The sequence below is a fragment of the Actinacidiphila sp. bgisy145 genome (assembly GCF_057708125.1).
Genome location: NZ_JBYIRL010000029.1, coordinates 42320 through 69234, shown reverse-complemented (window position 1 = coordinate 69234; position 26915 = coordinate 42320). Strand labels below are relative to the sequence as shown.

Here is a 26915-nt window from a genome sequence, read left to right as displayed (position 1 = left end):
TGGGATCTATCCGGCGGACGTTGCCATACCGGTCGTTGCCGCCAATTGCCCGTTGCCGCACGGCAGTACGAGAGGAAGAATTGGCCGTGGATTCCCGATCGGCTCTCCGAGCCCCTTGACCGGCGTGCGCCCGCGCCCGGTCCACGGGTGCATCCGCGAAGGGAGGACCGTGACCATCGGGTTCGTTCCTGAGACCTCGTCCGCCGGTTCCCCCCGGGTGTCGCGCAGCATGGAGCCGGCCGAGTGGGCCGGCAGCGGTGTGCCGATGCTGGCGAGCCCGCGCGATGTCATCAAGGACCTGCACGCCAGACACCTGCCCACCCCGTCGACCGCGGTCGTCGCGGTCTACGACCCGGACGGCAGGATCAGGGCCAGCGCCTCGTTCACCGGCCGCGACGGGGTGCTCGACGGGTGGGAGCGCCGCAACGCCCTGCTCTCCCACCTGCGCCGGGTCATCCCGCACGACCTGCGGCTCCGCCACCCCGTACGGGTCGCGGTCCTCATGGTGTGCCGGGAGGGCGGTCCCGGGTGGACCGCGGAGGACGGCGCCTGGATGTGGGGGCTGCGCGACGCCTGCACGCTGCACGGGCTGCGCTGCGGGTCGTACGTCACCCTCACCGACGACGGCTGGAACGTCATCGGCGAGAGCCGCGCCGGCCGTACCCCCAACGCCCACTCCGCACCCGCCCGGTCGGCGAACCCGCCGGCGCACGCCCCGCTGCCGCAGGACGCCCCGATGGCCGGGCGCCGGGCGGCCGTGCGCTGAGCCCGGCGGAAAGCTCCCGCGACAGGGCGAGACCGCGGCAGGGACCCGGCCGGAAAGGCGCGGGGCCTTCCTACCGCGGCCCGGCCGAGCGCCCGTTCAGGCGCTGGCGCCGAGCAGTCCGTTGATCCGGGCCGGGTCGCCGCACACGATCAGCAGCACACCGGCACGGGCCAGTGCCCCCGCCAGCGCACGCGACATGCCCTCGTCGTCACCGCCGTTGAGCGCGACGACCACGACGGGGCGACCGGTGGCCCGGTCGGCGCGGATGTCGGCGTAGAACACGTCGTCGGCTGCTTCGTGCTGCGCCCAGTAGGACGCCTCGCCGAAGGACAGCTCGTGCGCGGCCCACGGGTGCTGCTCGCCCGCGGTCAGCACCAGGATCTCGCCGGGCGGACGCCCGGTGTCCAGCAGCAGGTCAACCGTTTCGTCGGCCGCGTCGACCGCACCGGACTCCGGCGCGGGGATGAGCTGGATCTGGGCGGACGCGCTCTTGGCGGCGGGCTGTTGTGCGGAGGGGGCGGCGGGCGGCGCGGCCGGGGTCACCGGTCCGCTCTTGCCCGCGGGCCGGTTGGGTCCGGGACGGCCCGGACCGACACCCGCGGCCGCGGATTCCCTGGACGGCGTGGGGCGCGGAGCCGCGGGTCGCGGCGGGCCGGGGACTGGACGGGGGGTCGACGCACTCCGGCCGGCGGCCGGAGCAGTGCGGGGACCCGGGACGCTCTCGTGAATCTGAGGCTCCTCGGGGGTGAGAGGCATGAGTTGATGTCTATCAAACGCGCTGTGGATGCGCAGCGGGGGGTGGCGCCCGAATCAGAAATCGAAACCGAGTTGTTCCCCTGTGTCGGCGTCGTTCCGCACCTTCTTGAGGTGCTGCCAGCGCGGCATCGTGTCCAGGTACGACCAGGACAGCCGGTGCTGGGAGGTCGGGCCCAGTTCCTCCAGTGCCGCACGGTGCACCGGTGACGGATAACCGGCGTTGTCCGCGAACGCGAACGGGGTGTATTCCACGCCGAGTTCGGCCATCGCGGTGTCACGCCGCACCTTGGCGATCACGGACGCGGCCGCCACCGCGACACATGACTGGTCGCCTTTGATGACGGTCCGCACCTTCCAGGACCCGCCCAGGTAGTTGTGCTTGCCGTCCAGGATGACCGCCTCCGGCCGCTCGGGCAGCGCCTCCAGGGCGCGTTCCGCCGCCAGCCGCAGTGCCGCCGTCATCCCGAGGCCGTCGATCTCCTCGGGGGACGCGTGGCCGAGCGCGTAGGACGTCACCCAGTCGGCGAGCAGAGCCGCGAGCTTGGTCCGGCGCTTGGGCGTGATCAGCTTGGAGTCGGTCAGCCCCTCGGGCGGCCGCCGCAGTCCGGTGACCGCCGCGCACACGGTGACGGGTCCGGCCCAGGCGCCGCGGCCCACCTCGTCCACACCTGCGACGGTGCGTACGCCGAGGGTGGCGCGCATCGAACGCTCGACGGTGTGGGTGGGTGGTACGTACGGCATGACGCAGTCAGCGTACCTCTCGGCAACGTCCCGCCCATAGAGGGGTGATCGGCCGGCAATGAACGCCTGGTCCCACGTATCCCTCAGGACACTCCGGCCCACTGCGGTAGCGGTTCGGTACGCCGTGTCCAGGTCGCGGGCGGCGCACCACCGGGGCGGGCGGCGACGATGCCGCCGACGATCGCGCAGTTGGTGTCCACGTCGCCGCCCACCCGCGCGGTGGTCCAGAACGCCCGCTCGTAGTCGTCGAAATGGCGCGCGGCGGCCCACAGGGCGAAGGGCACCGTGTCGGGGGCGCTGGTGCGGCGGCCGCAGCCGAGGACCGCGGCGACGGTCGCCGCGTCGTCGTAGTCCAGCATGCTGCGGGCGCGTTCCACCCCTGCGCGCACGGCGCTGCGGGGCAGCAGGTCGAGCACCGAGCCCAGGAACGCGTCCGGGGTGCCGGGACCCGCCGGTCCCGCGGCCAGTGCGGCGGCGACGGCCACGGCCACGGCGCCGGCCACGGCCTCCTGGTGCCGATGGGTGGTGACGGCGGAGGCCGCGGCCTGCCGGGCCGCCTGCTCGGGGTCGTCGGCGTACCAGGCGCCCAGGGGCGCTATCCGCATCGCCGCTCCGTTTCCCCAGGAGCCCTGCCCGTCGAACAGCCCGGCGGCGAGTTCGCGCCAGTCGCCGTTCTCCTGCCGGATCAGCCGCAGCATCCGGTTCACGGCCGGGCCGTAGCCCCGGTCGAAGTCGTGGTGCTCGGCGAAGGACCGGGCGAGCGCGTCCTGGTCGATCCGGCCGTGCGCCATGAGCACGGCCAGCACCGAGCAGGCCATCTCGGTGTCGTCCGTCCATGCCCAGGGTCCGGGTGGCAGTTCGCCGCTTTGGAGGGCGGGGCGGTTGGCCGGTACGAAGAACTGCGAGCCGAGCGCGTCGCCGACCGCGAGGCCGCGCAGGCCGGCACTCGCCCGTGCCAGGCGTTCGGCGTCCATGCCCGCGTAGGAGGCGGCAGCCGGGCCGGAATCGGAAGCGGCCGGGTCCTGCTCGGGGGTGGAATCGGGGATCATCGTGCTGGAGCCTTGGGAGTCATCCGAGGCATCGTACTGGTGTGCCCGTCCGACGCCAGGGTGCGGCACGAAGCAGCTCCGGGTGGTGGCGCCCAGGCACACAGGGCGCGGGGTGGAGGCGGTCTTCGCCGCCGCCGTCACTGCAGGCCGCCGCCGGGCGGGCAGGGGGTGCCCCAGCGCTCGAACGGCCGGTCCAGGATGTAGCGGCCCGAGGGCTGCCGCAGGAGCATCCGGGTCTCGGCGTTGGACGGGTTGGACAGGGTCTCGAACTCCTCGACCGTCCAGTGGAACCAGCGCATGCAGAACAGCCGCATCGTCAGCCCGTGCGTGACCAGCAGTACGTTCGGCGGGAAGTCCGGCTTGTCGAAGGCCCGGTAGAGGGTCTCCAGGAACGCTCCCACCCGGTCGTGGACGTCGGCGCCGCTCTCCCCCATCGCGAAACGGTAGAAGAAGTGGCCGTAGGCGTCGCGGGCCTTGCGCTGGCGCTGGATGTCCTCCTGGTCCTGCCAGTTGCCCCAGTCCTGTTCGCGCAGCCGGGGCTCCTCGCGCGCCTGTGCCAGCGCCGGGTCCAGGCCCAGCTCCTCGTAGGTGTGCCAGGTGCGCCGGTACGGGGAGACGAACGCCTGCACCCGCTCCCCGCCGAACACCTCGCGCAGACGGGCGCCGGCCCGCGCGGCCTGCCGTCGGCCGTTGGCGGTCAGCTCCAGGGCGTGGTCGGGCACCCGTTCGTAGATGCTGTCGTCCGCGTTGCCCTGGGACTCTCCGTGCCGGATGAGCACGATGCGTTGAGGACGTCCCATACCGGCCAGCCTATTGCGCCCGCCGGCCCGGCGCCTTTCCGCCCCCCGGACCGCCCGGACCGGTCCGAGCAGGCCCTCGCGCTCAGACCGTCCACTCCGGCACCACGTCCACCACGTCGCCGGCCACGGACAGCACGTCGGCGTCCAGCCCGGCGCGCTCGGACAGCCGCTCGACGGCCCCTTCACGGTACTTGCCGTGCTCCGTGGCCGAATCCCACATCGACAGCACCAGGAAGTCGTCCGACTCCCCCCGGCCGAAGGCGCCGCGCAGCATCCCGGGTGATCCGGCCATGGCCGGGTTCCACACCCGCTCCTGCATCTGCGTGAAGTGCTCGACCCGCTCCGGCCGCACCTTGCACAGCGCGACCCTGAGCAGATCGGTGTCGGCGAAGAGCGGCTCGAAACCGACCTTCACATCCAGCTGGTGTTCGAACAGCCGCACCGCGAGCATTTCGTACGTGCCCTGCTGTCCGGCGACGAAGCCGCCGTGCGGGCCGGCCATGAAGGCGTCGTACGCGCTCCGGCCGTCCCAGAACCCGAAGATGTGCGCCACTCCCGGCTGGGCGCGGCTCCAGCCGCCGCCCTGGCCGAGGAACCCGGGCTGCTGCCGCAGCGCCGCCCACCGCCGTTGCCCCCGGTCGAATCCGGGCCGATCGACGACCCCGCAGCGTATCCACTTGACCAACACCGCGCCATCGTAGTCGCGCCGGGCGCCCCAGCCGTCGTATTCCGGCTGCGCACATGCCGGCGGTGTCCCTGCGGGCCCGCCCCGGGGCCGCGAACGACACGCGAAGGGGCGCCGACGGAATGTCGGCGCCCCTTCGCGCTGCTCTCAGCGCGGCTCAGCCGTCCCTACCGGAGGTCACGGCAGATCGGCAGATCCGCCTTCCAGCTCAGCTGCAGCCGCTGGTGGAGCCGCAGCCCTCGCAGAGGTAGCAGCTGCCGGCGCGGCGCATCTTGGTGCCGCAGGAGAAGCACAGCGGCGCGTCGGCGTTCAGACCGAGCTGGATCTCCAGCAGCTCCGTGGAGTTGTGCGCCTCCTTGGGCGCCGGGGCCTCCGCGGGAGCCGCGGGCTTGGCCGCCGACAAGGGCTTGGGGGCCTCCACGTGGCGCGGCGCGGACTGCGCCAGGCCCTCGACGTCGACGTCGTCCTCACCGGCTTCGTAGGAGCCGGTGTCCAGGTGCCGCTGACGCTCCTCGGCCGAGTGGATGCCGAGCGCCGAGCGGGTCTCGAAGGGCAGGAAGTCCAGCGCCAGGCGGCGGAAGATGTAGTCCACGATGGACTGCGCCATCCGCACGTCCGGGTCGTCGGTCAGGCCGGCCGGCTCGAAGCGCATGTTGGTGAACTTCGAGACGTAGGTCTCCAGCGGGACGCCGTACTGCATGCCGACGGAGACGGCGATGGAGAAGGCGTCCATCATGCCCGCGAGGGTCGAGCCCTGCTTGGACATCTTCAGGAAGACCTCGCCGAGCCCGTCGTCCGGGTAGGAGTTGGCCGTCATGTAACCCTCGGCGCCGCCGACGGTGAAGGAGGTGGTGATCCCCGGGCGGCCCTTGGGCAGGCGCTTGCGGACCGGGCGGTACTCGACGACCTTCTCGACCTGCGCGGGAAGTGCTTCCTCGGTGCCGGCGTCGGCCGTGGTGTCCGGCTTCTTCTTCGCCGACAGCGGCTGGCCGACCTTGCAGTTGTCGCGGTAGATCGCCAGCGCCTTCAGGCCGAGCTTCCAGCCTTCGTAGTAGACCTCCTCGACCTCCTCGACGGTCGCGGACTCCGGCAGGTTGACCGTCTTGGAGATGGCACCCGACAGGAAGGGCTGCGCCGCGGCCATCATCCGGACGTGGCCCATGGCCGAGATCGCGCGGTCGCCCATGGCGCAGTCGAAGACCTCGTAGTGCTCGGTCTTCAGGCCGGGCGCGTCGATCACGTTGCCGTGCTCGGAGATGTGGGCGACGATCGCCTCGATCTGCTCTTCCTGGTACCCCAGGCGCTTGAGCGCGACCGGGACGGTGTTGTTCACGATCTGCATCGAGCCGCCGCCGACCAGCTTCTTGAACTTCACCAGCGCCAGGTCGGGCTCCACGCCCGTGGTGTCGCAGTCCATCATCAGGCCGATGGTGCCGGTGGGGGCGAGCACCGAGGCCTGGGCGTTGCGGAAACCGTTCTTCTCGCCGAGGCGGATGACGTCCTGCCACGCCTCGGTCGCCGCGGCCCACACCGGGGTGTCGAGGTCGTCCATGCGCTTGGCGACGGAGTTGGCGTCGGAGTGCTGCTTCATGACGCGCTTGTGGGCGTCGGAGTTCCGGGCGTAGCCCTCGTACGGGCCCACGACCGCGGCCAGTTCGGCGGACCGCTTGTAGGAGGTGCCGGTCATCAGCGAGGTGATCGCTCCGGCGAGCGCGCGGCCGCCGTCCGAGTCGTACGCGTGGCCGGTCGCCATGAGCAGCGCGCCCAGGTTCGCGTAGCCGATGCCGAGCTGGCGGAAGGCGCGGGTGGTCTCGCCGATCTTCTCCGTCGGGAAGTCCGCGAAGCAGATCGAGATGTCCATCGCGGTGATGACCAGCTCGACGACCTTGGCGAAGCGCTCCGCGTCGAAGGTCTGGCGGCCCTCGTCGTCGTGGCGCAGGAACTTCAGCAGGTTGAGCGAGGCGAGGTTGCAGCTCGAGTTGTCCAGGTGCATGTACTCGCTGCACGGGTTGGACGCGGTGATGCGGCCGCTCTCGGGCGAGGTGTGCCAGTGGTTGATCGTGTCGTCGTACTGGATGCCGGGGTCGGCACAGGCCCAGGCGGCCTCGGCCATCTTCCGGAACAGCGACTTGGCGTCGACCTGCTCGATGACCTCACCGGTCATCCGGGCGCGCAGGCCGAACTGCCCGCCCTCCTCGACGGCCTTCATGAACTCGTCGTTGACGCGGACGGAGTTGTTCGCGTTCTGGTACTGGACGGAGGTGATGTCGTCCCCGCCGAGGTCCATGTCGAAGCCGGCGTCGCGCAGCGCGCGGATCTTCTGCTCTTCCTTGACCTTGGTCTCGATGAACGCCTCGACGTCGGGGTGGTCGACGTCCAGGACCACCATCTTGGCGGCACGGCGGGTGGCGCCGCCCGACTTGATGGTGCCGGCGGACGCGTCGGCGCCGCGCATGAAGGAGACCGGCCCCGAGGCGTTGCCGCCGGAGGAGAGCAGTTCCTTGGAGGAGCGGATGCGGGAGAGGTTCAGGCCGGCGCCGGAGCCGCCCTTGAAGATCATCCCCTCTTCCTTGTACCAGTCGAGGATCGAGTCCATCGAGTCGTCGACGGACAGGATGAAGCAGGCGGAGACCTGCTGCGGCTGGGCGGTGCCCACGTTGAACCACACCGGGGAGTTGAAGCTGAACACCTGGTGCAGCAGCGCGTACGTCAGTTCGTGCTCGAAGATCTCCGCGTCCGCGGGGCCGGTGAAGTAGCCGTGCTCCTCGCCCGCCTTGCGGTAGGTGAGCACGACCCGGTCGATCAGCTGCTTGAGGCTCTTCTCGCGCTTCGGGCTGCCCACCGCGCCGCGGAAGTACTTGCTCGTCACGATGTTCACCGCGTTCACCGACCAGAAGTCGGGGAACTCGACACCGCGCTGCTCGAAGTTGATCGATCCGTCGCGCCAGTTCGTCATGACGACGTCACGGTGCTCCCACACCACCTCGTCGTACGGGTGCACGCCGGGGGTGGTGTGGATGCGCTCGATACGCAGGCCCTTGCTCGCCTTCGACCCCTTGGTGCGTGAACCGCGTGCCGGGCCGCTCGTCGTCTCTGTCATTCCGCCTCCCAATATGGGCAAACGCCCTGATGTGCGCGGTTCTTCCCCGCAGCACCGTGTGTTGTCTGCCGCCTCGGCGCGCTGGCGGCGCCTCGGCAAATCCGTGTCCCGGCGCCGGTCAGTCGGCGGCCGCGGGCGCGGGGACCCCGAGGTCCTCGTCAAGCCCGCCGGGAGTGGTGGGTGGGAGCTGCTCGCGCAGCTCCGTGATGGCCCGCTCGAAGTCGTCGAGCGAGTCGAAGGCCCGGTAGACGCTCGCGAAGCGCAGGTAGGCGACGAGATCGAGCTCCTGGAGCGGGCCGAGTATGGCCAGTCCCACGTCGTGCGTCGACAGCTCGGCGCTGCCGGTGGCCCGGACCGCCTCCTCGACCCGCTGGCCGAGCAGCGCGAGGGCGTCCTCGGTCACCGGGCGGCCCTGGCATGCCTTGCGCACGCCCGCGATCACCTTGGTGCGACTGAAGGGCTCCGTGACGCCGCTGCGCTTGATCACCATCAGCGAGGCCGACTCGACGGTGGTGAAGCGCCTCCCGCAGTCGGGACACTGACGCCGGCGTCGGATCGCGGCACCGTCATCGGTGGTCCGGCTGTCGACGACGCGGCTGTCGGGGTGTCTGCAGAAGGGGCAGTGCACGGTCTTCCACTCCCTCCCTCACCCGCGGTGAGCGCATGGCGAACAAGCTCCGACGGGTTCCTGCCGGAACCTGCGAGAGCAGCCTCAAGCATAGGCGATGGCGGTGGCATAGGAGCCACGGGGCCTGCTTGGAAACCACAACTTGTGGTGGCCGGGCCCTATCCAACCACTAGATCTGGTGGCGCCGCACCAAGGGGTGCCATCCGCGTGTCGCGCCGGGGCCGGCGGCCACGGAGGGCGTTCGCGGCGCGCCGGAGCGTACGGGGACGAATCCGCGGGGCGCTTTCCAGGACACGGTGCGAGACTGGGCCGGCCGGAATCCGCGGACCCGACCCGATATCGAACGACGTTCGATCGTCGCCTCGGCCAGATCTCGCGAGCCTTCGAGTCGGCATGGCGGCAGCGGAGTCGGATTCGAACTTCCATTCGATCAATACACCCGGTACCTTGATCACGTCAGCGGATTTTTGCTAATTCACTCGAACGTGTGTTTGGCGCAACCTTTCGAAACCCACTACCGTTGTACTAACTGCCCGCACGCGGAGACGGGCCGACCGCAGTCCATGCGGTGGAGAACAACTCGAAAGGGGCCGCCGTGACCACCACCGCAGAGAGCGCCACCGGCACATTGCCCGCCCATGACCGCTCCCCGGACGGAATCGGCCCGTTGGACGTCGCGAACGAAGACAGCAGCCCCAAGCCGGCACGCGCGCTGCCCGGACGGCCCCCGGGAATTCGCGCCGACAGCTCGGGGTTGACCGAGCGTCAGCGCCGCGTCATCGAGGTGATCAGGGACTCGGTGCAGCGCCGCGGTTATCCGCCGTCCATGCGCGAGATCGGCCAGGCCGTCGGCCTGTCGAGCACGTCCTCGGTCGCCCACCAGCTCATGGCGCTGGAGCGCAAGGGCTTCCTGCGCCGCGACCCGCACCGGCCGCGCGCCTACGAGGTCCGCGCGTCCGACGCCGGCCACGCGCAGCCCACCGACACCACCGGCAAGCCGTCCGCGTCCTATGTGCCGCTGGTCGGCCGGATCGCGGCCGGCGGCCCCATCCTCGCCGAGGAGTCGGTCGAGGACGTCTTCCCGCTGCCGCGCCAACTCGTCGGGGACGGCGAGCTGTTCGTGCTCAAGGTGGTCGGCGACTCGATGATCGAGGCGGCGATCTGCGACGGCGACTGGGTCACCGTACGGCGCCAGCCCGTCGCCGAGAACGGCGACATCGTGGCGGCGATGCTGGACGGAGAGGCGACCGTCAAGCGCTTCAAGCGGGACAACGGCCACGTCTGGCTGCTGCCGCACAACGCCGCCTACCAGCCCATCCCCGGCGACGAGGCCACGATCCTCGGCAAGGTCGTCGCCGTGCTGCGCCGGATCTGACGCAGGGTCCCCGACCACGGGGCACGGCCGGACATCGGCCGACCGGGGACGCGACCAAGGCCCGGGAGACCGCCACCGCGGTTCTCCGGGCCTTTCCCACGCCTCGGGCACCTTGCAGCCGCGGCCGCCCGTACGGGCTCCCAGGGCCCGCACACGGCCGTGACGGCCCCGCTACGCGTCTGCTTCGGCCGTCTCGGCCGCCCCGGCGGCCGCGTCGATCGCCGCCAGGGACTTCCGCACCTGGTTGCGGTCGTTGGTGTACCAGAACTCGGGCATCGAGGACCGCAGGAAGCCCCCGTAGCGGGCGGTGGCCAGGCGCGGGTCGAGCACCGCCACGACACCCCGGTCGCCGGTGGCCCGGATCAGCCGCCCGGCACCCTGGGCCATCAGCAGCGCCGCATGGGTGGCGGCCACCGCCATGAAGCCGTTCCCCCCGTGCTCCTCCACCGACTTCTGGCGCGCGCTCATCAGCGGATCGTCCGGCCGGGGGAAGGGGATGCGGTCCATCACCACCAACTGGCAGTTCGCGCCCGGCACATCCACGCCCTGCCACAGCGACAGCGTGCCGAACAGGCAGGTTCTGGCGTCCTCGGAGAAGGTGCGGATCAGCTCGCCCAGCGTCTCCTCGCCCTGGAGCAGCACCGGGTGCTCCAGCCTTCCGCGCAGCGCCTCCGCGGCCGCCTGGGCGCCGCGCATCGACGAGAAGAGCCCGAGGGTGCGCCCGCCGGCTGCTTCGATCAGCTCGGCCAGTTCGTCGAGCATGTCCTCGCGGCCCGAGTCGCGGCCGGGCTGCGCGAGATGGCGGGCGACGTACAGGATGCCCTGGCGGCGGTAGTCGAAGGGCGAGCCGACGTCGACGCCCTTCCACTGCGGCACCTCGTCCTCGCCCTCCGCGGCCGTCACGCCCTCGGGCGACAGGCCCAGGGAGGCGGCGACACCGTTGAAGTCGCCGCCCAGCTTGAGCGTGGCGGAGGTGAGCACCACCGAGCGGTCGGTGAAGAGCTTCTCGCGCAGCAGGCCCGACACGCTCAGCGGCGCGACCCGCAGCGACGCGCCGAACCGGTCGTGCCGCTCGCACCACACCACGTCGTACTCCGAGCCCTGCACCAGGCGTTCGGCGACCTCGTGGACGTGCTCGACGGAGGCGAGGGCCTGCTTGCGGACGACGTCCTCGTCCTGCACGGAGCGGTCGCGGGTCTCGCCGAGCGCGGTGATCACCAGGCGGCAGGCGTCCCGGAGCGCCGCGAGCACGTACGCGAGGTCCTCCGGGATCTCCTCCAGCCGCCCGGGCTGGGCGAGCTCCATCACCCGCTCGAAGCCCTCCCCCGCGCTCATCAGGGCGTCCGCCGCCTTCTCGTTGACGAGTCTGGCGGCGCGCTTGACGGCGCGGTTGACCCCGAGGGGGCTCAGCTCGCCGGTGGCGACACCGGTCACCCGCGAGACCAGTTCGTGCGCCTCGTCGACGATCAGCACCTCATGGCTGGGCAGCACCGGGGCGCCCTCGATGGCGTCGATGGCCAGCAGGGCGTGGTTGGTCACGACGACCTCGGCGACCTTGGCGCGCTCGCGGGCCGCCTCGGCGAAGCACTCGGCACCGTAGGCGCACTTGGAGGCGCCCAGGCACTCGCGGGAGGTGACCGAGACCTGGCTCCAGGCGCGGTCGGAGACGCCGGGGCTGAGCCCGTCCCGGTCCCCGGTCTCGGTCTCGTCGGCCCAGTCCCGCAGCCGCAGCAGGTCCTTGCCGAGCTTGCTCGTGGGCGCGGCGGCCTCGAAGGGGTCGAAGAGGCCGTCCTCCTCGTCCTGCGGCACTCCTTCGTGCAGGCGGTGCAGGCACAGGTAGTTGGACCGGCCCTTGAGCATCGCGAACTGCGGCTCGCGGCGCAGCAGCGGCTTCAGCGCCTGGACCGTGCGCGGCAGGTCCCGCTCCACCAGCTGCCGCTGGAGGGCGAGGGTGGCGGTGGCCACCACCACGGGCTCGCCGTGCGCCAGGGCGGGCACCAGGTAGCCGAGCGACTTGCCGGTGCCGGTGCCGGCCTGGACGAGCAGATGGGACTGGTCTTCCACGGCGTCGTGTACGGCCTGCGCCATGGCGACCTGGCCTTCCCGCTCCACTCCGCCGACGGCGGTGACGGCGGCGTGCAGCAGGTCGGTGAGAGCGGGTGGGGTGGTGGCAGTCATAGGAGGGCCAGCCTACGGCGCCGCACCGACAACGCCGTCCGGGTGAGAGCGGTCCGGTCACCGCGCGGACCTTCGCCGCACCGTCCCGGTCAGGCGGTGCTAGCTTCTGGTCACATGCAGTGCGAGAGCCGTATGACGCTTGATGCCTCGGCCGCGGAATATGTGATCGACGTGGCGAACGTCGTACGGGCGCCGGCCCTGGGCGGGGACCGGGCCGCGGACCTCGGCCGCTTCGAGGCGCTGCTGGACGCTCTGGCGGAGTTCGCCCGCGACCCGGCGGTGCAGGTCTATCCGATCACCGACCGCTCGCTGCTGACCGACGGACGGCTCACCCCGCAGGAGCGCGCCCGGCTGGACCGCTGGTACCGCGACCGGCTGCTGGAGGTCCTGCCCCGCGCCGACGACCGCATCCTGGAGCTCGCAGACACCCTCGAACTGCACGTGGTCAGCGCGGACAACTTCCTGGACTTCCACCGCGCCTATCCCTGGATACCCGGTGACCGGGACCACTTCCTGCGCCCGCTGCTCGGGCCGGACGGGGTACTGGTGGTGCGCCCCCGGATCATGCCGGTGCCCCCGGAGTGGCAGATCTCGCGCAAGGAGGAGGAGGGCCTGCTGCTGGAGGCGGGGGTGCTCAGGCGCTGGGCGCCGTCGGCGCACCGCGATGTGCTCAGCCGGGAGTGGCGCTGCCCGGAGGCGGACTGCCCGCTGTTCGGGGCGGGCGAGCACCCGAGCGCCGCGCTGCCCCGCCGGCGGGGCAGGCGGGTGCTGTGCCCGACCCACGGGGTGCCGCTGGAGGATGCCGGGCCGCGGCCGCGCCGCGCCCAGATGAAGGTGCTCATGGACGGCACCGTGCGCGGCCGCTTCATGGTGACGGCCGGGCAGCCGCTGGCGGTCGGGCGGGCACCGGCGGGTGGCGGGGTCGCCCTGGGCGCCTGGATCGACGACAAGGCGGTGGACTCCGTCAGCCGCACCCATGTGGTGCTGGAGTACGACGGGACCGGGCTGACCGTCGTCGACGAGCGCAGTGCCAACGGCACCCGTATCCGGCGCCGCCGCCCGTCCGGTGACGAGATGCTGCCGCTGTTCCACGGCACGCGCTGGCAGTTGCGCCGCGGGGACGCGGTCGTGCTGCACGAGCGGCTGGAACTGCTGCCCAGCGGCCGCCAGTTCGTGTTCGAGGACGACGCCACCGACGGTACGGTCGGAGCGCAGCAGGCCGCCGCGGCCGCGGAACCGACGATGGTCGGCCTGCCGTCGGACCTGTGGCGGTTGGCCGGCGAACCGCCCCCGCAGGGGTGAGCGCCGGGCAGCGGCGGTGTACGCACGGGAGGGCGCGCGGGTGAGCGGGAACATGGTCGGCGGGAGTGGCGGGCCGCCGGACGGGATCGGCGCCGGGACGCTGCTCGGTGGGCGCTTCCTGCTGGCGGACCGGCTGGGCGGGGGCGGCTTCGGCCAGGTCTACGCGGCCGTCGACCAGGGTTTGGGACGCCGGGTGGCGGTAAAGGTGCTGACCTTGCGCGCCGAGTGGGCCGAGGACGAGCGCAAGGAGCGGCAGGGCCGTTTCCGTCGGGAGGCCGTCGCCGCCGCGGCGCTCGGCCATCCCAACGTGGCGACCGTCCATGACGCGGGCGAGCACGACGGCCGCCCCTTCCTGGTGATGGAGTTGCTGACCGGCCAGGACTTCGGCGCGGTGCTGCTGGACCGGGGCGGCCTGCCGGTCGACGACGTCCTCGGCTACGGCGCCCAGATCGCCGCGGGCCTCCAGCACGCCCACGAGCACGGGCTCGTGCACCGCGACATCAAGCCGGAGAACCTGATGCTGCTGCCGGACGGCACCGTCAAGATCTGCGACTTCGGCCTCGTGGTGCAGAGCGACCCGCGGCGCGTGCGCCACACCGACCCGCAGGCGGTGCTGGGCTCCCCGCCGTACTTCTCGCCCGAGCAGGCGCACGGACGGGAGGTCACCGCCCGGTCCGACCTGTACTCCCTGGGCTGCGTGCTGTACGCGCTCCTCGCGGAGGGCCCGCCTTTCTCCGCGGGCAATGTCATCGGGTACGCCTACGCGCATGTGCACGAGACGCCCGAGCGGATCGAGCGGCGCCGGCCGGAGGTGCCGCCCGAGCTGGCGCACCTGGTGCACGAGCTCCTCGCCAAGGACCCCGCCGACCGGCCCCCGACCGCGGAGTTGGTGGCCTCCCGGCTGCGGGCCATGCGGCGCCCGCGGCGTGTGCCGCGGACGCCGACCTCGTTGGACCGGGGGACGCAGCACGTGGTGTGGACCCTGCTGGAGGAGGGCGAAGGGCTCCTGACGGCGGGGCACTTCGCCGACGCGGACCGCCGGTACTGGCAGGTGCTCCAGCACCTGGCCCGGCAGGACGCCGACCGGGCGCCGGCGGCCTTCGCCGCCCGGTTCGGGCGGGCGCGGGCGCTGGAGGGACTGGGCGGCGCGCCGGCGGCCGCCACGCGTCTTGCGGAGCTGGCGCGCGAGACGTCCGCCACCCTGGGTGCCGAGCACCCGCTCGCCAGGTGTGTGGCCTCCTACGCGGCGGTCAGGGCAGTACCCGGACCGTGACGTCCGCGGCGAGCCGGACCACGTCGCCCGGGTTGAGGACCGCCGGCTCGTTGGGCGGGAGCCGGTAGCCGTGCAGGAAGGTGCCGTTCATGGAGCCCTCGTCGGTGATGGACGCCGATCCGTCCGGCTCCACCGCGACGGTGGCGTGCAGCCGCGACAGGTTGTCGTGGGCGGCGAGGAAGGCCACGGCGGGGCACAGGCGCCGCTCGCGGCCGAGCCGGATGTGCCGGCCTGGCTCGACCGCGACGACCTGTCCGCCCGGGAAGCTCAGCCGCAGCGCGAGCGCCGGCGCGTCCCTGCGGGTGCTGTCGCTGCCCGCACCGGCGTCGCCCCTTCGGCCGATGACACGGGTGTGCTCGGTGTGCGGGTCGGCGGCCGGACGGGCGTCCGCGGGCTGCGCGGACGCCATGGCGTCGACCGCGCCGGCCGGCGCCATGGCGTCCGGCCCGGCGGGGGCCGCCATGAGTGCGAAGGGCACGTAGCAGCCCTGGCAGACGAGTTGCCCGGGCTGGGCGCCGGTGGTGCCGCACGCCGGGCACCTGCCGCCGCCAGTCTCCTCGCCCATCCCACTCCCACCGTCGGGCCGTTCGCCGGTGCGGCCGTCGTCGGACCGATCGTAGCGGTGCGGTCAGGGTCCGCAGAGCGGGTTGGCCACGGTTCCGTGCACGGCCGCGTGGGGGCGGCTGGGCCGGTCGCGGTAGCCGTCGAGGTGCAGGCGGTTGCGGTTCAGGCACAGCCGGGCGATCCGCGGGGTGAACAGGTCGAACAGCGCGAACCGCTCCTTGAGTTCCGGGAAGCGGTCCTGGTGGCGGAGGATCTCGTCGCGCACCAGGGTCCAGAACTCGTTCTCGGGCACACCGAGCTGCTGTTCGCACAGCGGCGCGAGATAGCGGAACACTCCGATGAACAGACCGGAGTGGATGAACTGGGTGAGGAATTCCGGCGCCTCGGTGAGCAGCACGGCGCGGACGTCCGCCGGCATGGTGGCGTGTTCCGGCAGCCGGTGCGCGGAGACGTTCACGTCGTCGACGAAGTCCTTGACCGCCAGCCGCACCGGAACGTCGTGCTCGTCGTAGACGACGATCGCGTTCTCCCCGTGCGGGGAGAAGACCGTGCCGTACCGGTAGAGGAAATGCAGCAGGGGCGGGAGAAGCGCGGCGAACAGGTGCCGCAGCCACACGCGGGGGGAAAGCCCGGAACGGGCGACCAGCTCGGCGGTGAAGGCGCGGCCGTCGGGGTCGGTGTGCAGAAGCGCGGCGAGAGTGCGGGCGCGCTCCCCAGGTGCGAGGTACGCCGTCAGCGGCTCACGCCAGATGCAGCCGAGCAGTTCGCGGTACTGGTACGGCACCTGCGGCATCTTGTCGTACTGGGGGTGGGCGACGGTGACGGAGGCCACCTCGCCGAGGAGGATCACCCGGGTCTCGTCGCGCAGGAAGCGGTCGTGGTCGCGCAGGGTGTGCACCCAGGCGGTGACGGCGGGGGCGGCCAGCGTGCGTTCGGTGGGCAGACCGCGCCAGACCAGGGTGTTGAGCACTGCCAGCGGGAGCTTGACCGTTCGCCGGTGCGGGCGACTGGTGTTGAGGAAGGTGCGGACGGACTGCTGCGGCAGCCGGAGGTCGTTGTCAGTGGTGAGGTGGATGATGGACCCGTCGGCGATCGCGGGTGCGAAGAGCGGGGCGACGACCTGTTCCCACTGCCAGGGGTGCACGGGCAGCAGCAGGTAGTCGGCGGGTTCGCGGCCGTGCTCGGCGAGGGTGCGGTGGAAGGTGTCGAGGACGTCGGGGGCGAGTTCCTCGGCGTAGAGCTGGTCGGAGGTGGTCAGGGTGCCGGTGCCGCGGTATTCGGCGAGGTCGCGGTGGACCGCGATCCAGGGCAGCAGGTGGCGTCTGCGGGCCTCGGGCGCCCAGTGCGCCGCGTCGGCGTCCGAGAACCCGATACGGCCCTTGTTGGCCACGAGCCAGGGGTGCCCGGTCTGGTGCCCTTCGAGTTCCGCGTAGCCGAGGTCGGCGAGTTCGGCGACCGGCAGCGCGGTGGCGTCCAGCCGCAGATCGGCGCGGAGCGTGGTGAGCAGTTCTCTGATCAGGTGGCCGGTGGTGTCGCCGCTGAGGCCGAGCACGCTGTCGTGGCCGTGCGCCAGGAAGTGCATCGGGTCACCGGTCGGGGTGATGCTGCCCGCGTCCACGTACCAGCTGCCGTACGAGCCGCGGCGCGCTCGGAAGCGGTAGGTCACGTCGGGGGTGAGGTCGACCCGGTAGGTGTCGGGGCCCGACGCCGGGTCGGGTAGGGGCGCGATCACGTCTTCGTAGGCGAACTCGGCGAGCATCTTGGCGAGCAACCGCCGGGCCGCGCGCTCCCAGGCGGCGCCGGACTCGGTCAGGGGTGTGATCGTCACGGGGTGCTCCTGCGGACGGGAGGGACAAGAGGGCTGCTGGCGAGGCGGCCGTCACCGGTCGGACGGCCGGCGCGGCCACGTGCACATGGCAGGTGGCCGGCCGCGGTCGGGCGCGGCCGGCCACTGTGTCAGATGCGATGGCGCAGGGCTCGGTCACGGATCATCAGGGCGGCACGTTTGTCCGGCAGGTCCACCTCCTCGGACAGTCGGAAGCCGGCGGCGAGGAAGGCCGCCACGGACGGGGTGTTGCGCAGATCGGGTTCGGCGATCACCCGGCCGCAGGCGGGACGGTGGTCGAGGACGAGGTCGGAGACGGCGCGCAGCAGGGTGCCGCCCAGGCCGCGGGCCCGGTCGGCGACACCGCCGATGAGCAGGTGGACCCCGGTGTCGTGCGGCCGGGCCGGGTAGTAGCGCGCGACCGGGTCGAGGTCGGCGCGGTAGATCTCCCAGTAGCTCATCGGGGTGCCGTCGAGGACGCCGAGGCAGGGCACGCTGCGGCCGTCGGCGTCGAGTTGGGCCCGTACGTGGTCTGCGGTGACCTGCTGGTCGCCGGCCAGCTCCCAGAACTCCGCGACTGCCGGATCGTTCATCCACACGGTGAGGGTCGCGAGGTCCCGCTCGAGGTCGACCGGGACCAGTCGGAAGGTGCCCGCTGCCGTCTCGGCCGCCCGCCAGGTCGCGATGCGGTCGAGCAGCCCGCTCGCGCCGCCGCCTGCCGCCCCCGCCTCCCCGCCGGGCGGCGCTGCCGTCGCCGCTCCTTCCGCGAACAGCGCGAGGACTTCCGGGGGCAGTTTCAGGTCGAGGGTGTCCTCGGTGCTGGAGTCGGCGTTCGGCAACGGTGCTCCTTCCTGTCCCGACCGGACGCGAGACGGGCGCGCGGCCGGGACATGGCGGGCGGTAGGAGGGGTCGGGGCGCCGCCGGTCAGCGGGCCAGCGGATTGGGCAGGGTGACGTACACGGACTGGGTGTCCACCGGCCCGACGAGTTCGTCCATGCCGTGCAGCCGGGTCAGCAGGTTGGCCTTGCAGCGCAGGTGCGGACTGTGCAGCAGGCGCTCGGGCAGGCTGCTGGAGCCGCCGGCGGCGTCGGTGAGGAAGCGGCGGAAGGCGGCGAGCAGGACCTCCTCGTCGGCGAGCCGCTGGGCGCCGAACGCGCCGATCAGGCCGAGGACGTTGTTGATGCCGAGGTAGTAGGCGAAGCGCTCGTCGGCCACCTCGTCGGTGACGAAGGTGTCGCTCTGGGCGCCGATGCCGGGCAGTTGGCGCTCCAGCGCGTCCCGGTGCGACTCGCGGAAGTAGTAGCCCTGGTTGTCGCGGTAGTGTCCGCCGTTCGGCCAGCCGTCGGCGTCGAGCAGCACGAGCGTGTTCTGCTGGTGCGCTTCGAGGGCGATGCCGGCCTCGCCGTCCAGCCACAGCACGGGCCGGACCACCTCGTCGAGGTAGCGCAGGAACCATTCGGTGGCGACCGCGGTCGCGGGCCGGCCGGTGCGCTCGGCGAGGCGGCCGACGATGACCGCGAGCCGGGAGGCGAGGGCGGGTGCGGGCATGCCGGGCCAGGGCCGGGGCGAAGTCAGCCCGGCGACGCAGTGCGCCTGCGCCCCGGGGCCGAACGGGCTGTGCCGCAAGGCGACGTCCAGGCCGGCCACCGGGCGGCCGTCCGGGTCGTCCACGGCGAGCCAGGCGGGGTCGCGGACGATGTCGAAGCGGGGGTGCGCCTCGTACCAGCGGGTGGCCAGCCCGCTGCGCAGCAGCCGGTGCACCTCGGCACCGCGCTGCAGTTCCTTGCGGAGGTTCTCCCGGCGGGAGTTGGTGATGCGCAGCGCCAGGGACAGCTTGAGCATGATCTGCGTACCCGGCCGGTAGACGGTGCGTACCGAGGAGGTGGGGTGCCACTGCTCGCCGACGGGGCCGAGGTCGTGCAGCAGGCCCGCCTCGAACAGCGCCCGCACGGCGGGCCGGTGGCCCACCTCCCGGGCCTGCCACGGGTGCAGCGGCAGCGGCGCGGTCCCGGCGGGCAGCGCCAGGTTGGGGCCGGCCAGCGCCGTGAGCAGGTCGGGTGCCGGCACCGGCCGGCCGCGCTCGGTCCACGCCGAGTCGGTGGCGAGCAGCGACCGGTCGACCGCGAACCAGTGCAGCGGGAAGGAGCCGCGCAGTTCGGGTGAGTAGGCGGCCGCCTCCGCGTCACCGAGGCCGTCGCGGCTCTTGGGCGTGGGGTGCAGCGGGTGCCCGAGGATCAGCGCCTGCTCGGAGTCGAGGAAGGGCAGTTCGGGCTCGCTGCTGCCGGGGTGCCGGCGCCGGTCGGCGACGAAGACGGCGGTGCGCCGTACCGAGTCGGCCACCCTGGCGACCAGGTCGGCGCCCTCCTCGGGGTCCGCGCCGCTCTCCCGGGTCAGCAGCGCGGCGAGTTCGACGGCGGTCAGCGGCCGGTGGTCGGCGGCGGCGAGCCGGGCGGGCCCGAAGCGGTGGTGGCCGGTGGCGGACCAGTGGTGGACGACCGCGCCGACGGCGGTGCCGGCCGCGGGCAGCGGCACGCGCAGCATCCCGTCGGACGGTTGTGGCAGGCCCTTCTCACGGGTCCAGCAGCGCAGCAGCGCCTCGGTGCCGGCCGCGTCGGCCACGGCGTACGGCTCGTCGCGTGCCAGCGGGTCGGTACCGGTCGGGTTCCAGGGGGTGCGTGCCCGCTGCTGGGGCACTGAGGTGGCGGTGTCGTGGCGGTCGATGCCGGCGGGGTCCACGGGTGCGGTCATGCCTGGGGCCTCACTTGTCGGTACGGCGCTGCGGCGGTACGGCGGGGAAGTACGGCGGTGGGGGTGCGCGCCGGTCTGTCGGGGTGCTCCGGCACCGCGGCGGCGCGCGCCGGGGCGGCTCGGTGGCGCGTCGGGCAGGCGCCGGGGCCGGCTCTCACGAGGCACCCGCCGTCCAGGCGTCGGCGCGGGCGGTGCGGGCGCCTCGGTCGGAGCCGCGGGTCCCGGCAGGGCGGGTCCCGGCGGGGCCGCTTCCTTCGGCCTGGTCGGCCGCGGCGATGGCGTCGGCGAGCCGGTCCAGTACGGCGTCGGCCTGCTCGTCGGTGATCGTCAGCGGTGGGAGGAGGCGGACGACGCTGGAGTGCCGCCCGCCCAGTTCGATGATCAGACCGCGACGCAGGGCCTCCTGCTGGACGCGGGCGGCCAGGCGCGGCGCGGCCGGAAGCGTTCCGCGGTCGTCGGGTTCGGCTGCGGTGTCGACGAGTTCGACGCCGATCATCAGGCCGCGGCCGCGTACGTCGCCGATGCAGGCGTGGTCGCCGGCCAGCGCGCGCAGTCGACGCAGCATCAGGGACCCGACCTCCTCGGCGCGCCGGTGCAGCGCGTTGCGCGCCACGTAGCGGATCGTGGCGGCGCCTGCCGCCATGGCGAGTTGGTTGCCGCGGAAGGTGCCGGCATGGGCACCAGGGTGCCAGGCATCCAGCTCCTCGCGGTAGACGATCACCGCGAGCGGGAGGCTGCCGCCGATGGCTTTGGACAGCACCATGACGTCGGGCACGATCCCGCTGCGCTCGACCGCCCAGAACGTCCCGGTGCGGCCGACTCCGGTCTGCACCTCGTCGGCGATCAGCGGGATGCCACGGTCCGCGGTGATCTCCCGCATCCGGCGCAGCCAGCTGCCTGGAGCGGGGATGACGCCGCCCTCGCCCTGCACCGGCTCCAGCAGCATTGCCGCGGGCTGCCGTACGCCGCCCTTGGGGTCGTCGAGCAGGCTGGCGGTCAGCCGTGCGGACAGCTCCGCGCCCTGCTCGCCGCCGGTCCCGAACGGGCAGCGGTAGTCGTACGGGTAGGGCAGCCGGGTGACGCGGGTGTCGGCCTCGACGGTGGCCCGTGCGGCGGTGTCGCCGGTCGCCGCGAGGGCCGCAGCGGTCATGCCGTGGTAGGCGCCGGAGAAGGCGACCAGGCCGCTGCGGCCGGTGGCGATCCGGACGAGCTTGATGGCCGCCTCGACCGCGTCGGTGCCGGCGGGGCCGCAGAACTGGATGCGGCCGCGGTCGGCGAGCCCGGGCGGCAGCGTGTCGAACAGCGCGGTGGTGAAGTCGTCCTTCACGGGCGTCGCGAGGTCCAGCACGTGCAGCGGCGCCCCGGAGTCCAGCACGCGCCGCACGGCCTCCAGGACGACCGGGTGGTTGTGGCCGAGCGCCAGGGTGCCGGCACCTGACAGGCAGTCCAGGTAGCGGCGGCCGTCGGCGCCCTCGACGGTCATACCGCGGGCCCGGACCGGCACCACCGGCAGCGACCGCGCGTACGTGCGCGCCGCGGACTCCCGCTGCGCCTGTCTGTGCAGGATCGCTTCCCCCGAGTCGAAGTCTTCGGCGGGTGCCGTGAGTTGTCCCGGCACGCTCGAAGTGGCCACCACGTGTGTTCTCCTCCTGCTCGGTGTTCCGCCCCGCTGTCCCCCATACGTACCAACGACGCGGTCACCGACCGATCACGGGCCGCCACCGGACTTTCCGCCCCGGGGACGGCCGCGCCCGGGGAACCGTCCATGATTTGGGGCAGCACAGTTCTCACCAATGCGTGAACCAGGGGGAGTTACATCCATGCCATCGATACGCAGGCCGCTGGTCGCCGCGGCGGCCGCCGTACTGCTCGCGGGCGCGGCCACCGCGTGCGGGTCGTCCGGGAGCCATACCGACGCCAAGGCGACAGCCTCGCCGAGCACCGCCGCGGCGGTCAGCAAGTCGTTGCCCAAGCTGCCCACGTCGCTGCCGACGAGCCTGAGCGACCTGAAGAAGTGGGAGCAGGCGTACAAGGACGGCGGCTGGAAGAACTGGGACAGGACGACCTGGCTGCGCAAGGCCCAGGACTTCGTGAACCCGGTGATCGACGGCCTGTGGAGCGACGACCGGATGAAGGGCGCCGACCAGGACGACAAGCAGGTGCCCGCGGACGTGCCCGCCGACCAGGGGAAGACCGACCCGGTGCCGGCTCCCGAGACGGCCAGGAAGGTCAGCACGCCCTACCACGACAACGCGCCGGCCGTCGGCAAGCTGTTCTTCGACAGCCCCAAGGGTCCGATGGTCTGCTCGGCCACAGTGGTCGACGACCCGGCGCACCCGGGCAGGTCGAACCTGGTGTGGACGGCCGGGCACTGCGTGCACGCGGGCAAGAGCGGGGGCTGGTACCGCAACATCGCGTTCGTGCCGGACTACAACGACAGCGGTGAGAGCGCGTCGGCCCTGGCGCACGCGAGCGTGGACAAACTCGCCCCGTACGGCGTGTGGTGGGCGGACTGGGCCGGTACCTCGGACCAGTGGATCAGCACCGGCTCCGAGCAGGGCGGCGGCGGCTCGCCGTACGACTTCGCGGTGCTGCACGTGACCCCCGCCAAGGGCTCCGGCGGCAAGTCCCTGCAGGAGACGGTCGGGGCGGCCATGCCGGTGTGGTTCGACGCGCCCTCGACGACACAGATCAAGACCGTGGGCGCGTGGGGCTACCCGGCGGAGGCGCCGTACGACGGCCAGCGGATGTACGCCTGCCAGGGCACGCCGGGCCGGCTGTCACTGCTGGCCTCCGCGCCGACGGAGTACCGGCTCGGCTGCACCATGACCGGCGGCGCGTCCGGCGGCGGGTGGTTCGCCACGATGCCCGACGGCAAGGTGGGGCTGGTCAGCAACACCTCGGTCGGCCCGCTGACGGCGACATGGCTGGCCGGCCCCCGGCTGGGCGCGGACGCGAAGAAGCTGTACGACAAGGTGAGCAAGAAGTTCAGCTGATCCGTACGGCGGCTGCGGCGGGAAACGGTGCGGGCCCGCCTCCTTGAACCGCGGGGAACGCGGGCAGGAGGCGGGCCCTCACCGTGTGCGCTACGGACGCCTGTTGTGCCGTCGCCAGGGCGGCGCGGCGGTCAGCGCTGTGCGGCGAGGGTGAACGGCGCCAGTTCGGCCGCCAGATCCTCGTGCACCTGCACCCGCAGCAGGGTGCCCTCGCCGGTGTGCTCCTCGGAGAGCACCTCACCACCGGCGTGCACCCTGGAGACGAGTCCGCCGTGCGTGTACGGCACCAGCGCCTCGACCTCCACCTGCGGGCGCGGCAGCGCCTCGTCGATCAGCTCCAGGAGCTCGTCGATCCCCTGGCCGCTGCGCGCGGACACCGCGATGGCGTGCTTCTCGGTCCGCAGCAGCCGCTGGAGGACCAGCGGGTCGGCCGCGTCCGCCTTGTTGACCACCACGATCTCCGGCACCTGGAGCGCCCCCACGTCGCGGAACACCTCGCGGACCGCCGCGAGCTGCTCCTCCGGCACGGGATGCGAGCCGTCCACCACGTGCAGGATCAGGTCGGCGTCGGCGACCTCCTCCATCGTGGACCGGAACGCCTCGACCAGGTGGTGCGGCAGGTGCCGGACGAAGCCGACGGTGTCCGCGAGGGTGTACAGGCGGCCGTTGGGCGTCTCGGCGCGCCGGACCGTCGGGTCCAGGGTGGCGAACAGTGCGTTCTCCACCAGGACTCCGGCTCCGGTGAGCCGGTTGAGCAGCGAGGACTTGCCCGCGTTGGTGTAGCCGGCGATGGCGACGGACGGCACCTTGTGGCGCCGCCGCTCCTGCCGCTTGAGGTCGCGGCTGGTCTTCATCTCCGCGATCTCCCGGCGCATCTTGGCCATCTTCTCGCGGATGCGCCGACGGTCGGTCTCGATCTTGGTCTCACCGGGTCCGCGGGTGGCCATGCCGCCGCCGGAGGAGCCGGAGCCACCGCCACCCATCTGCCGGGACAGCGACTGGCCCCAACCGCGCAGCCGCGGCAGCATGTACTGCATCTGCGCGAGGGAGACCTGCGCCTTGCCCTCACGGGACTTGGCGTGCTGGGCGAAGATGTCGAGGATGAGGGCGGTGCGGTCGACCACCTTGACCTTGACGACGTCCTCGAGGTGGATGAGCTGTCCGGGGCTCAGCTCACCGTCGCAGACCACGGTGTCGGCGCCGGTCTCGACGACGATGTCCCGCAGTTCCTGCGCCTTGCCCGAGCCGATGTACGTCGCCGGGTCCGGCTTGTCGCGCCGCTGGACCACGCCGTCGAGCACGACGGCCCCGGCGGTCTCGGCGAGGGCGGCCAGCTCGGCGAGCGAGTTGTCCGCGTCGTCGGCGGTGCCGGAGGTCCACACCCCGACGAGCACCACGCGCTCCAGGCGGAGCTGGCGGTACTCGACCTCGGTGACGTCCTCCAGCTCGGTGGAGAGTCCGGCGACCCGGCGCAGAGACGCGCGGTCGGAACGGTCGAACTGGTCGCCGTCCCGGTCCCCGTCGATCTCGTGGCTCCAGGCCGCGTCCTCTTCCATCAGGGCGTCGGCCCGAAGGCTGTCCGGGAGGCGCTGGCGGTCGTGCGAAGAAGAGGAGGAAGCGTTGGAGGTCATCGGGTCCTTCGGTCGTACGGTCGGTGTCCGGCGGCCGTGTCGGCGCCGTCACTCTCGATGGTCGCACGCCGGGGGCGAAGGGTCACGTGACTTTCGCCGCGCCGACCGGCGGGTCCCGCGCGACGCGGGCGCGGCGAACGGCACTCGCACAGATTCACTCGCAGGAGTGAGCTGCCGGGAACAGCGGAAAGCAACCGGTCGTTTACACAGTGTGATCAATTACGGATGGCAGCGACAGCAGGCTGGGCCCGGTACACGTCGTACACGCCCGGCACCGACTTCATCGCCCGCATCAGCGCCGCGAGCGCTTCGGGCGCGGGCAGCTCCACGGTGTAGGTGTGCCGTACGCGGTGCTCCTGCGGCGGCTCCACAGCCGCGGACACGATGCCGATCCCCTGGGCCGCGATCACCTCGGTGAGGTCGGCGAGCAGCCTCGGCCGGCTGAGCGCCTCGGCGAGGACGGTGGCACGGAAGTTCCCGCCGGAGCTTCCGTCGCGCCAGCGCACGGGCACGGCGGTGCGTCCGGCGTCCGCCATACGGGAGCCGGCCGGGCATCCCGCCCGGTGTACTGCGACGGTGCCGCCGCGGATCACGAATCCGGTCACGTGATCGGGCGGCACCGGTGTACAGCAGCGCGCCAGGCGTACCGCCGCGCCGGGCAGGTCCGTCACGGCCACCGGCTCGGTGTCGGGCGGGCTGTCGACCGCGGGCACGGGGCGCGCGGCCGGTTCGGCGGCCGGCGTGTCCTCGCCGGCGTCGGCGGGGTGCTGGGTCAGCCAGCGGGTGATGGCGATCCGGGCGGCAGGCGTGGTGGCGTACTCCAGCCACTCCGGGTCGGGGCCCTCGGGCTCGGGCGCCGTCGCGGCGGTGTCGTCCATCAGGAGCTGGAGCGCGTCGCCGTCGCGCAGGCGGGTGCCCAGCGGCGCCAGCCTGCCGTTGACCCGGGCGCCGACGCAGGCGTGGCCCGCCTCGCCGTGGACGGCGTAGGCGGCGTCCACGCAGCTGGCGCCCGCGGGCAGCCGGAGGGTGCCGGGGGTAGCGCCGTCCTGGCCGGTGAAGACGGTGATCTCGCGGTCCTGGGCGAGGTCGTCGCGCAGCGCCGTCCAGAAGGTGTCCGCATCGGGGGCCGCGCGCTGCCACTCCAGGAGCCGGGAAAGCCAGCCCGGTTGGGTGGGGTCGGGTCCGGCCCAGCCGTCGCCGCCGGCACCGGTGGCGCCCGCCGCTTCCGGGCTCTGCGGCGCCTCGGCGGCGTAGGGATTGCCGAGGGCGATGACCCCGGCCTCGGCGACGCGGTGCATGTGCTTGGTGCGCACCAGCACCTCGGCGACACGGCCGTGCCGGTCGGCGATCGCGGTGTGCAGCGATTGGTAGAGGTTGAACTTGGGAGCGGCGATGAAGTCCTTGAACTCGGCGATGACGGGAGTGAAGCAGGTATGCAGTTCACCGAGTACGGCGTAGCAGTCGGCGTCCTCGTCGACGACGACGAGCAGGCGGCCGAAGTCGCAGCCGCCCAGCTCGGTCACACCGCGCTTGCGCATGAGCCGGTGCACGGACACGGTGTGGCGGGGGCGGATGCCGACCTCGGCGGTGATGCCCGCGTCGCGCAGCACCCCGCGCAGGTCCTCCGCGACGACGGCGAGCGGGTCGGGCCGCGCGGCGGCGGCCTCGATCATGGCGCGGGTACGGGCGTGCTCCTCGGGGTGGAGGATGGCGAAGACCAGGTCCTCCAGCTCGCTCTTGAGGGCCTGCACGCCGAGCCGTTCGGCGAGCGGGATGAGCACGTCGCGGGTGACCTTGGCGATCCTGGCCTGCTTCTCCGGGCGCATCACCCCGAGGGTGCGCATGTTGTGCAGCCGGTCGGCGAGCTTGATCGACATCACCCGCACGTCGTTGCCGGTCGCGAGGAGCATCTTGCGGAAGGTCTCGGGTTCGGCGGCGGCGCCGTAGTCGACCTTCTCCAGTTTGGTGACGCCGTCGACGAGGTAGCTGACCTCCTCGCCGAAGCCGCGCCGGACCTGGTCGAGCGTCACCTCGGTGTCCTCGACGGTGTCGTGGAGCAGGGAGGCGGTCAAGGTGGTGGTCTCCGCGCCGAGTTCGGCGAGGATGAGGGTGACGGCCAGCGGGTGGGTGATGTACGGCTCGCCGCTCTTGCGGGTCTGCCCGCGGTGGGAGGACTCGGCGAGCACATACGCCCGGCGCAGGGTCTCGACCTCGTCGCGGCCGGCCTCGGGATGTCGGGCGCGGTGCACCTTGATCAGGTGCTCGATGGCGCCGGGCAGTCTGCCCCTGCTGTGGCCGCTGCTCCCGAGGAGTGCCACCCGGCCCAGACGTCGCAGGTCGATCCGTCGCATGTCGATGCGGCGCAGCCCGCGCCGGACGATATCGGCGGCGTTGTCCGCGCTCTCCGCGTTCACCGCGTTGTCTGCGCTCATCGGGGCCTCCCGGCAGCGTGGACCGGCTGCGGGAACTCACCACGCCCCGTGGGGCCGCGCCGGTG

20 protein-coding genes are annotated in these 26915 nt (G+C 72.6%); 5 read left to right on the top strand and 15 right to left on the bottom strand.

Translation table 11 applies throughout. The features are described from left to right. Positions 1-169 precede the first annotated feature (169 nt). A complete protein-coding gene (locus tag AC3ERT_RS24860; RefSeq protein WP_435130226.1) occupies positions 170-766 on the top strand; it encodes a hypothetical protein in 597 nt (198 codons plus the stop codon). Positions 767-862: 96 nt separating this feature from the next. Here the strand turns inward: AC3ERT_RS24860 and AC3ERT_RS24855 are convergent, their stop codons facing one another. The 7 genes from AC3ERT_RS24855 to nrdR all read right to left on the bottom strand — a co-directional run bounded on the left by AC3ERT_RS24855 (position 863) and on the right by nrdR (position 8525). Then, entirely contained in the window at positions 863-1522 is a 660-nt protein-coding gene (locus AC3ERT_RS24855; protein WP_335978944.1) for a hypothetical protein, read from the bottom strand. A gap of 54 nt (positions 1523-1576) precedes the next feature. Then, the gene (rnhB, locus tag AC3ERT_RS24850; protein ID WP_435176886.1) at positions 1577-2263 is read right to left on the bottom strand and encodes a ribonuclease HII; all 687 of its coding nucleotides are present in this window, start codon (positions 2261-2263) and stop codon (positions 1577-1579) included. A gap of 83 nt (positions 2264-2346) precedes the next feature. After that, entirely contained in the window at positions 2347-3237 is an 891-nt protein-coding gene (locus AC3ERT_RS24845; RefSeq protein ID WP_435130247.1) for an ADP-ribosylglycohydrolase family protein, read from the bottom strand. A 212-nt stretch (positions 3238-3449) separates the two neighbouring features. After that, positions 3450-4112 (bottom strand): phosphoglycerate mutase family protein, encoded by a 663-nt coding sequence (locus AC3ERT_RS24840; RefSeq protein WP_335978941.1) that lies wholly within the window; start codon positions 4110-4112, stop codon positions 3450-3452. A gap of 82 nt (positions 4113-4194) precedes the next feature. Beyond that, positions 4195-4800: a YdbC family protein gene (locus AC3ERT_RS24835; RefSeq protein WP_335978939.1), complete on the bottom strand. Its 606-nt coding sequence runs from the start codon at positions 4798-4800 to the stop codon at positions 4195-4197. Positions 4801-5005: 205 nt separating this feature from the next. Then, positions 5006-7897, bottom strand: coding sequence for a vitamin B12-dependent ribonucleotide reductase (locus AC3ERT_RS24830; protein ID WP_435176884.1), 2892 nt, complete (start codon positions 7895-7897; stop codon positions 5006-5008). A 118-nt stretch (positions 7898-8015) separates the two neighbouring features. Then, positions 8016-8525 carry a transcriptional regulator NrdR gene (gene nrdR / locus AC3ERT_RS24825; RefSeq protein ID WP_335978935.1) on the bottom strand — a complete coding sequence of 170 codons (510 nt, stop codon included), beginning with the start codon at positions 8523-8525 and terminating at the stop codon, positions 8016-8018. A 595-nt stretch (positions 8526-9120) separates the two neighbouring features. Here nrdR and lexA point away from each other — a divergent pair. After that, on the top strand, positions 9121-9900 hold the full coding sequence (gene lexA / locus AC3ERT_RS24820) for a transcriptional repressor LexA (RefSeq protein WP_335978934.1): 780 nt from the start codon (positions 9121-9123) through the stop codon (positions 9898-9900). A 171-nt stretch (positions 9901-10071) separates the two neighbouring features. Here lexA and AC3ERT_RS24815 read toward each other — a convergent pair whose 3' ends face one another. After that, positions 10072-12078, bottom strand: a complete 2007-nt coding sequence (locus AC3ERT_RS24815) for an ATP-dependent DNA helicase (protein ID WP_435176882.1) — start codon at positions 12076-12078, stop codon at positions 10072-10074. 132 nt (positions 12079-12210) lie between these two features. Between AC3ERT_RS24815 and AC3ERT_RS24810 the strand changes: the two genes are divergently transcribed. Next, on the top strand, positions 12211-13380 hold the full coding sequence (locus tag AC3ERT_RS24810) for an FHA domain-containing protein (RefSeq protein WP_435176880.1): 1170 nt from the start codon (positions 12211-12213) through the stop codon (positions 13378-13380). Between the two features lie 40 nt (positions 13381-13420). Further along, positions 13421-14653 carry a serine/threonine-protein kinase gene (locus AC3ERT_RS24805; protein WP_435176878.1) on the top strand — a complete coding sequence of 411 codons (1233 nt, stop codon included), beginning with the start codon at positions 13421-13423 and terminating at the stop codon, positions 14651-14653. Here AC3ERT_RS24805 and AC3ERT_RS24800 read toward each other — a convergent pair. The 5 genes from AC3ERT_RS24800 to AC3ERT_RS24780 all read right to left on the bottom strand — a co-directional run bounded on the left by AC3ERT_RS24800 (position 14631) and on the right by AC3ERT_RS24780 (position 21424). Continuing rightward, positions 14631-15218, bottom strand: a complete 588-nt coding sequence (locus tag AC3ERT_RS24800; RefSeq protein ID WP_435176876.1) for an FHA domain-containing protein — start codon at positions 15216-15218, stop codon at positions 14631-14633. The two genes, AC3ERT_RS24805 and AC3ERT_RS24800, sit on opposite strands and share 23 nt — an antisense overlap. A gap of 63 nt (positions 15219-15281) precedes the next feature. After that, positions 15282-17045, bottom strand: a complete 1764-nt coding sequence (locus AC3ERT_RS24795; RefSeq protein WP_435136812.1) for an IucA/IucC family protein — start codon at positions 17043-17045, stop codon at positions 15282-15284. 128 nt (positions 17046-17173) lie between these two features. Next, positions 17174-17971 carry a GNAT family N-acetyltransferase gene (locus AC3ERT_RS24790; RefSeq protein ID WP_435176927.1) on the bottom strand — a complete coding sequence of 266 codons (798 nt, stop codon included), beginning with the start codon at positions 17969-17971 and terminating at the stop codon, positions 17174-17176. Continuing rightward, the gene (locus AC3ERT_RS24785; RefSeq protein ID WP_435176874.1) at positions 17968-19791 is read right to left on the bottom strand and encodes an IucA/IucC family protein; all 1824 of its coding nucleotides are present in this window, start codon (positions 19789-19791) and stop codon (positions 17968-17970) included. Before AC3ERT_RS24785 ends, AC3ERT_RS24790 begins: the two co-directional genes overlap by 4 nt. A gap of 154 nt (positions 19792-19945) precedes the next feature. Continuing rightward, positions 19946-21424, bottom strand: coding sequence for a diaminobutyrate--2-oxoglutarate transaminase family protein (locus AC3ERT_RS24780; protein ID WP_435176925.1), 1479 nt, complete (start codon positions 21422-21424; stop codon positions 19946-19948). Positions 21425-21611: 187 nt separating this feature from the next. Here AC3ERT_RS24780 and AC3ERT_RS24775 point away from each other — a divergent pair, with 187 nt between their 5' ends. After that, positions 21612-22787, top strand: coding sequence for a trypsin-like serine peptidase (locus AC3ERT_RS24775; protein WP_335978920.1), 1176 nt, complete (start codon positions 21612-21614; stop codon positions 22785-22787). Positions 22788-22918: 131 nt separating this feature from the next. Here the strand turns inward: AC3ERT_RS24775 and hflX are convergent, their stop codons facing one another. Both hflX and AC3ERT_RS24765 read right to left on the bottom strand, forming a co-directional pair. Then, positions 22919-24418, bottom strand: a complete 1500-nt coding sequence (gene hflX, locus AC3ERT_RS24770; protein WP_335978918.1) for a GTPase HflX — start codon at positions 24416-24418, stop codon at positions 22919-22921. 215 nt (positions 24419-24633) lie between these two features. Next, complete coding sequence (locus tag AC3ERT_RS24765) at positions 24634-26850, bottom strand: RelA/SpoT family protein (RefSeq protein WP_435136799.1); 2217 nt, start codon at positions 26848-26850, stop codon at positions 24634-24636. Positions 26851-26915 lie beyond the last annotated feature (65 nt).

What these genes read in the sequence shown, in the direction of transcription:
- AC3ERT_RS24785 (WP_435176874.1), bottom strand. Translation starts at nt 19,791, where the DNA reads ATGACCGCACCCGTGGACCCCGCCGGCATCGACCGCCACGACACCGCC.
- AC3ERT_RS24765 (WP_435136799.1), bottom strand. Translation starts at nt 26,850, where the DNA reads ATGAGCGCAGACAACGCGGTGAACGCGGAGAGCGCGGACAACGCCGCC.
- AC3ERT_RS24855 (WP_335978944.1), bottom strand. Translation starts at nt 1,522, where the DNA reads ATGCCTCTCACCCCCGAGGAGCCTCAGATTCACGAGAGCGTCCCGGGT.
- hflX (WP_335978918.1), bottom strand. Translation starts at nt 24,418, where the DNA reads ATGACCTCCAACGCTTCCTCCTCTTCTTCGCACGACCGCCAGCGCCTC.
- AC3ERT_RS24800 (WP_435176876.1), bottom strand. Translation starts at nt 15,218, where the DNA reads ATGGGCGAGGAGACTGGCGGCGGCAGGTGCCCGGCGTGCGGCACCACC.
- AC3ERT_RS24845 (WP_435130247.1), bottom strand. Translation starts at nt 3,237, where the DNA reads ATGGACGCCGAACGCCTGGCACGGGCGAGTGCCGGCCTGCGCGGCCTC.
- AC3ERT_RS24830 (WP_435176884.1), bottom strand. Translation starts at nt 7,897, where the DNA reads ATGACAGAGACGACGAGCGGCCCGGCACGCGGTTCACGCACCAAGGGG.
- AC3ERT_RS24815 (WP_435176882.1), bottom strand. Translation starts at nt 12,078, where the DNA reads ATGACTGCCACCACCCCACCCGCTCTCACCGACCTGCTGCACGCCGCC.
- AC3ERT_RS24810 (WP_435176880.1), top strand. Translation starts at nt 12,211, where the DNA reads ATGACGCTTGATGCCTCGGCCGCGGAATATGTGATCGACGTGGCGAAC.
- AC3ERT_RS24840 (WP_335978941.1), bottom strand. Translation starts at nt 4,112, where the DNA reads ATGGGACGTCCTCAACGCATCGTGCTCATCCGGCACGGAGAGTCCCAG.
- rnhB (WP_435176886.1), bottom strand. Translation starts at nt 2,263, where the DNA reads ATGCCGTACGTACCACCCACCCACACCGTCGAGCGTTCGATGCGCGCC.
- AC3ERT_RS24775 (WP_335978920.1), top strand. Translation starts at nt 21,612, where the DNA reads ATGCCATCGATACGCAGGCCGCTGGTCGCCGCGGCGGCCGCCGTACTG.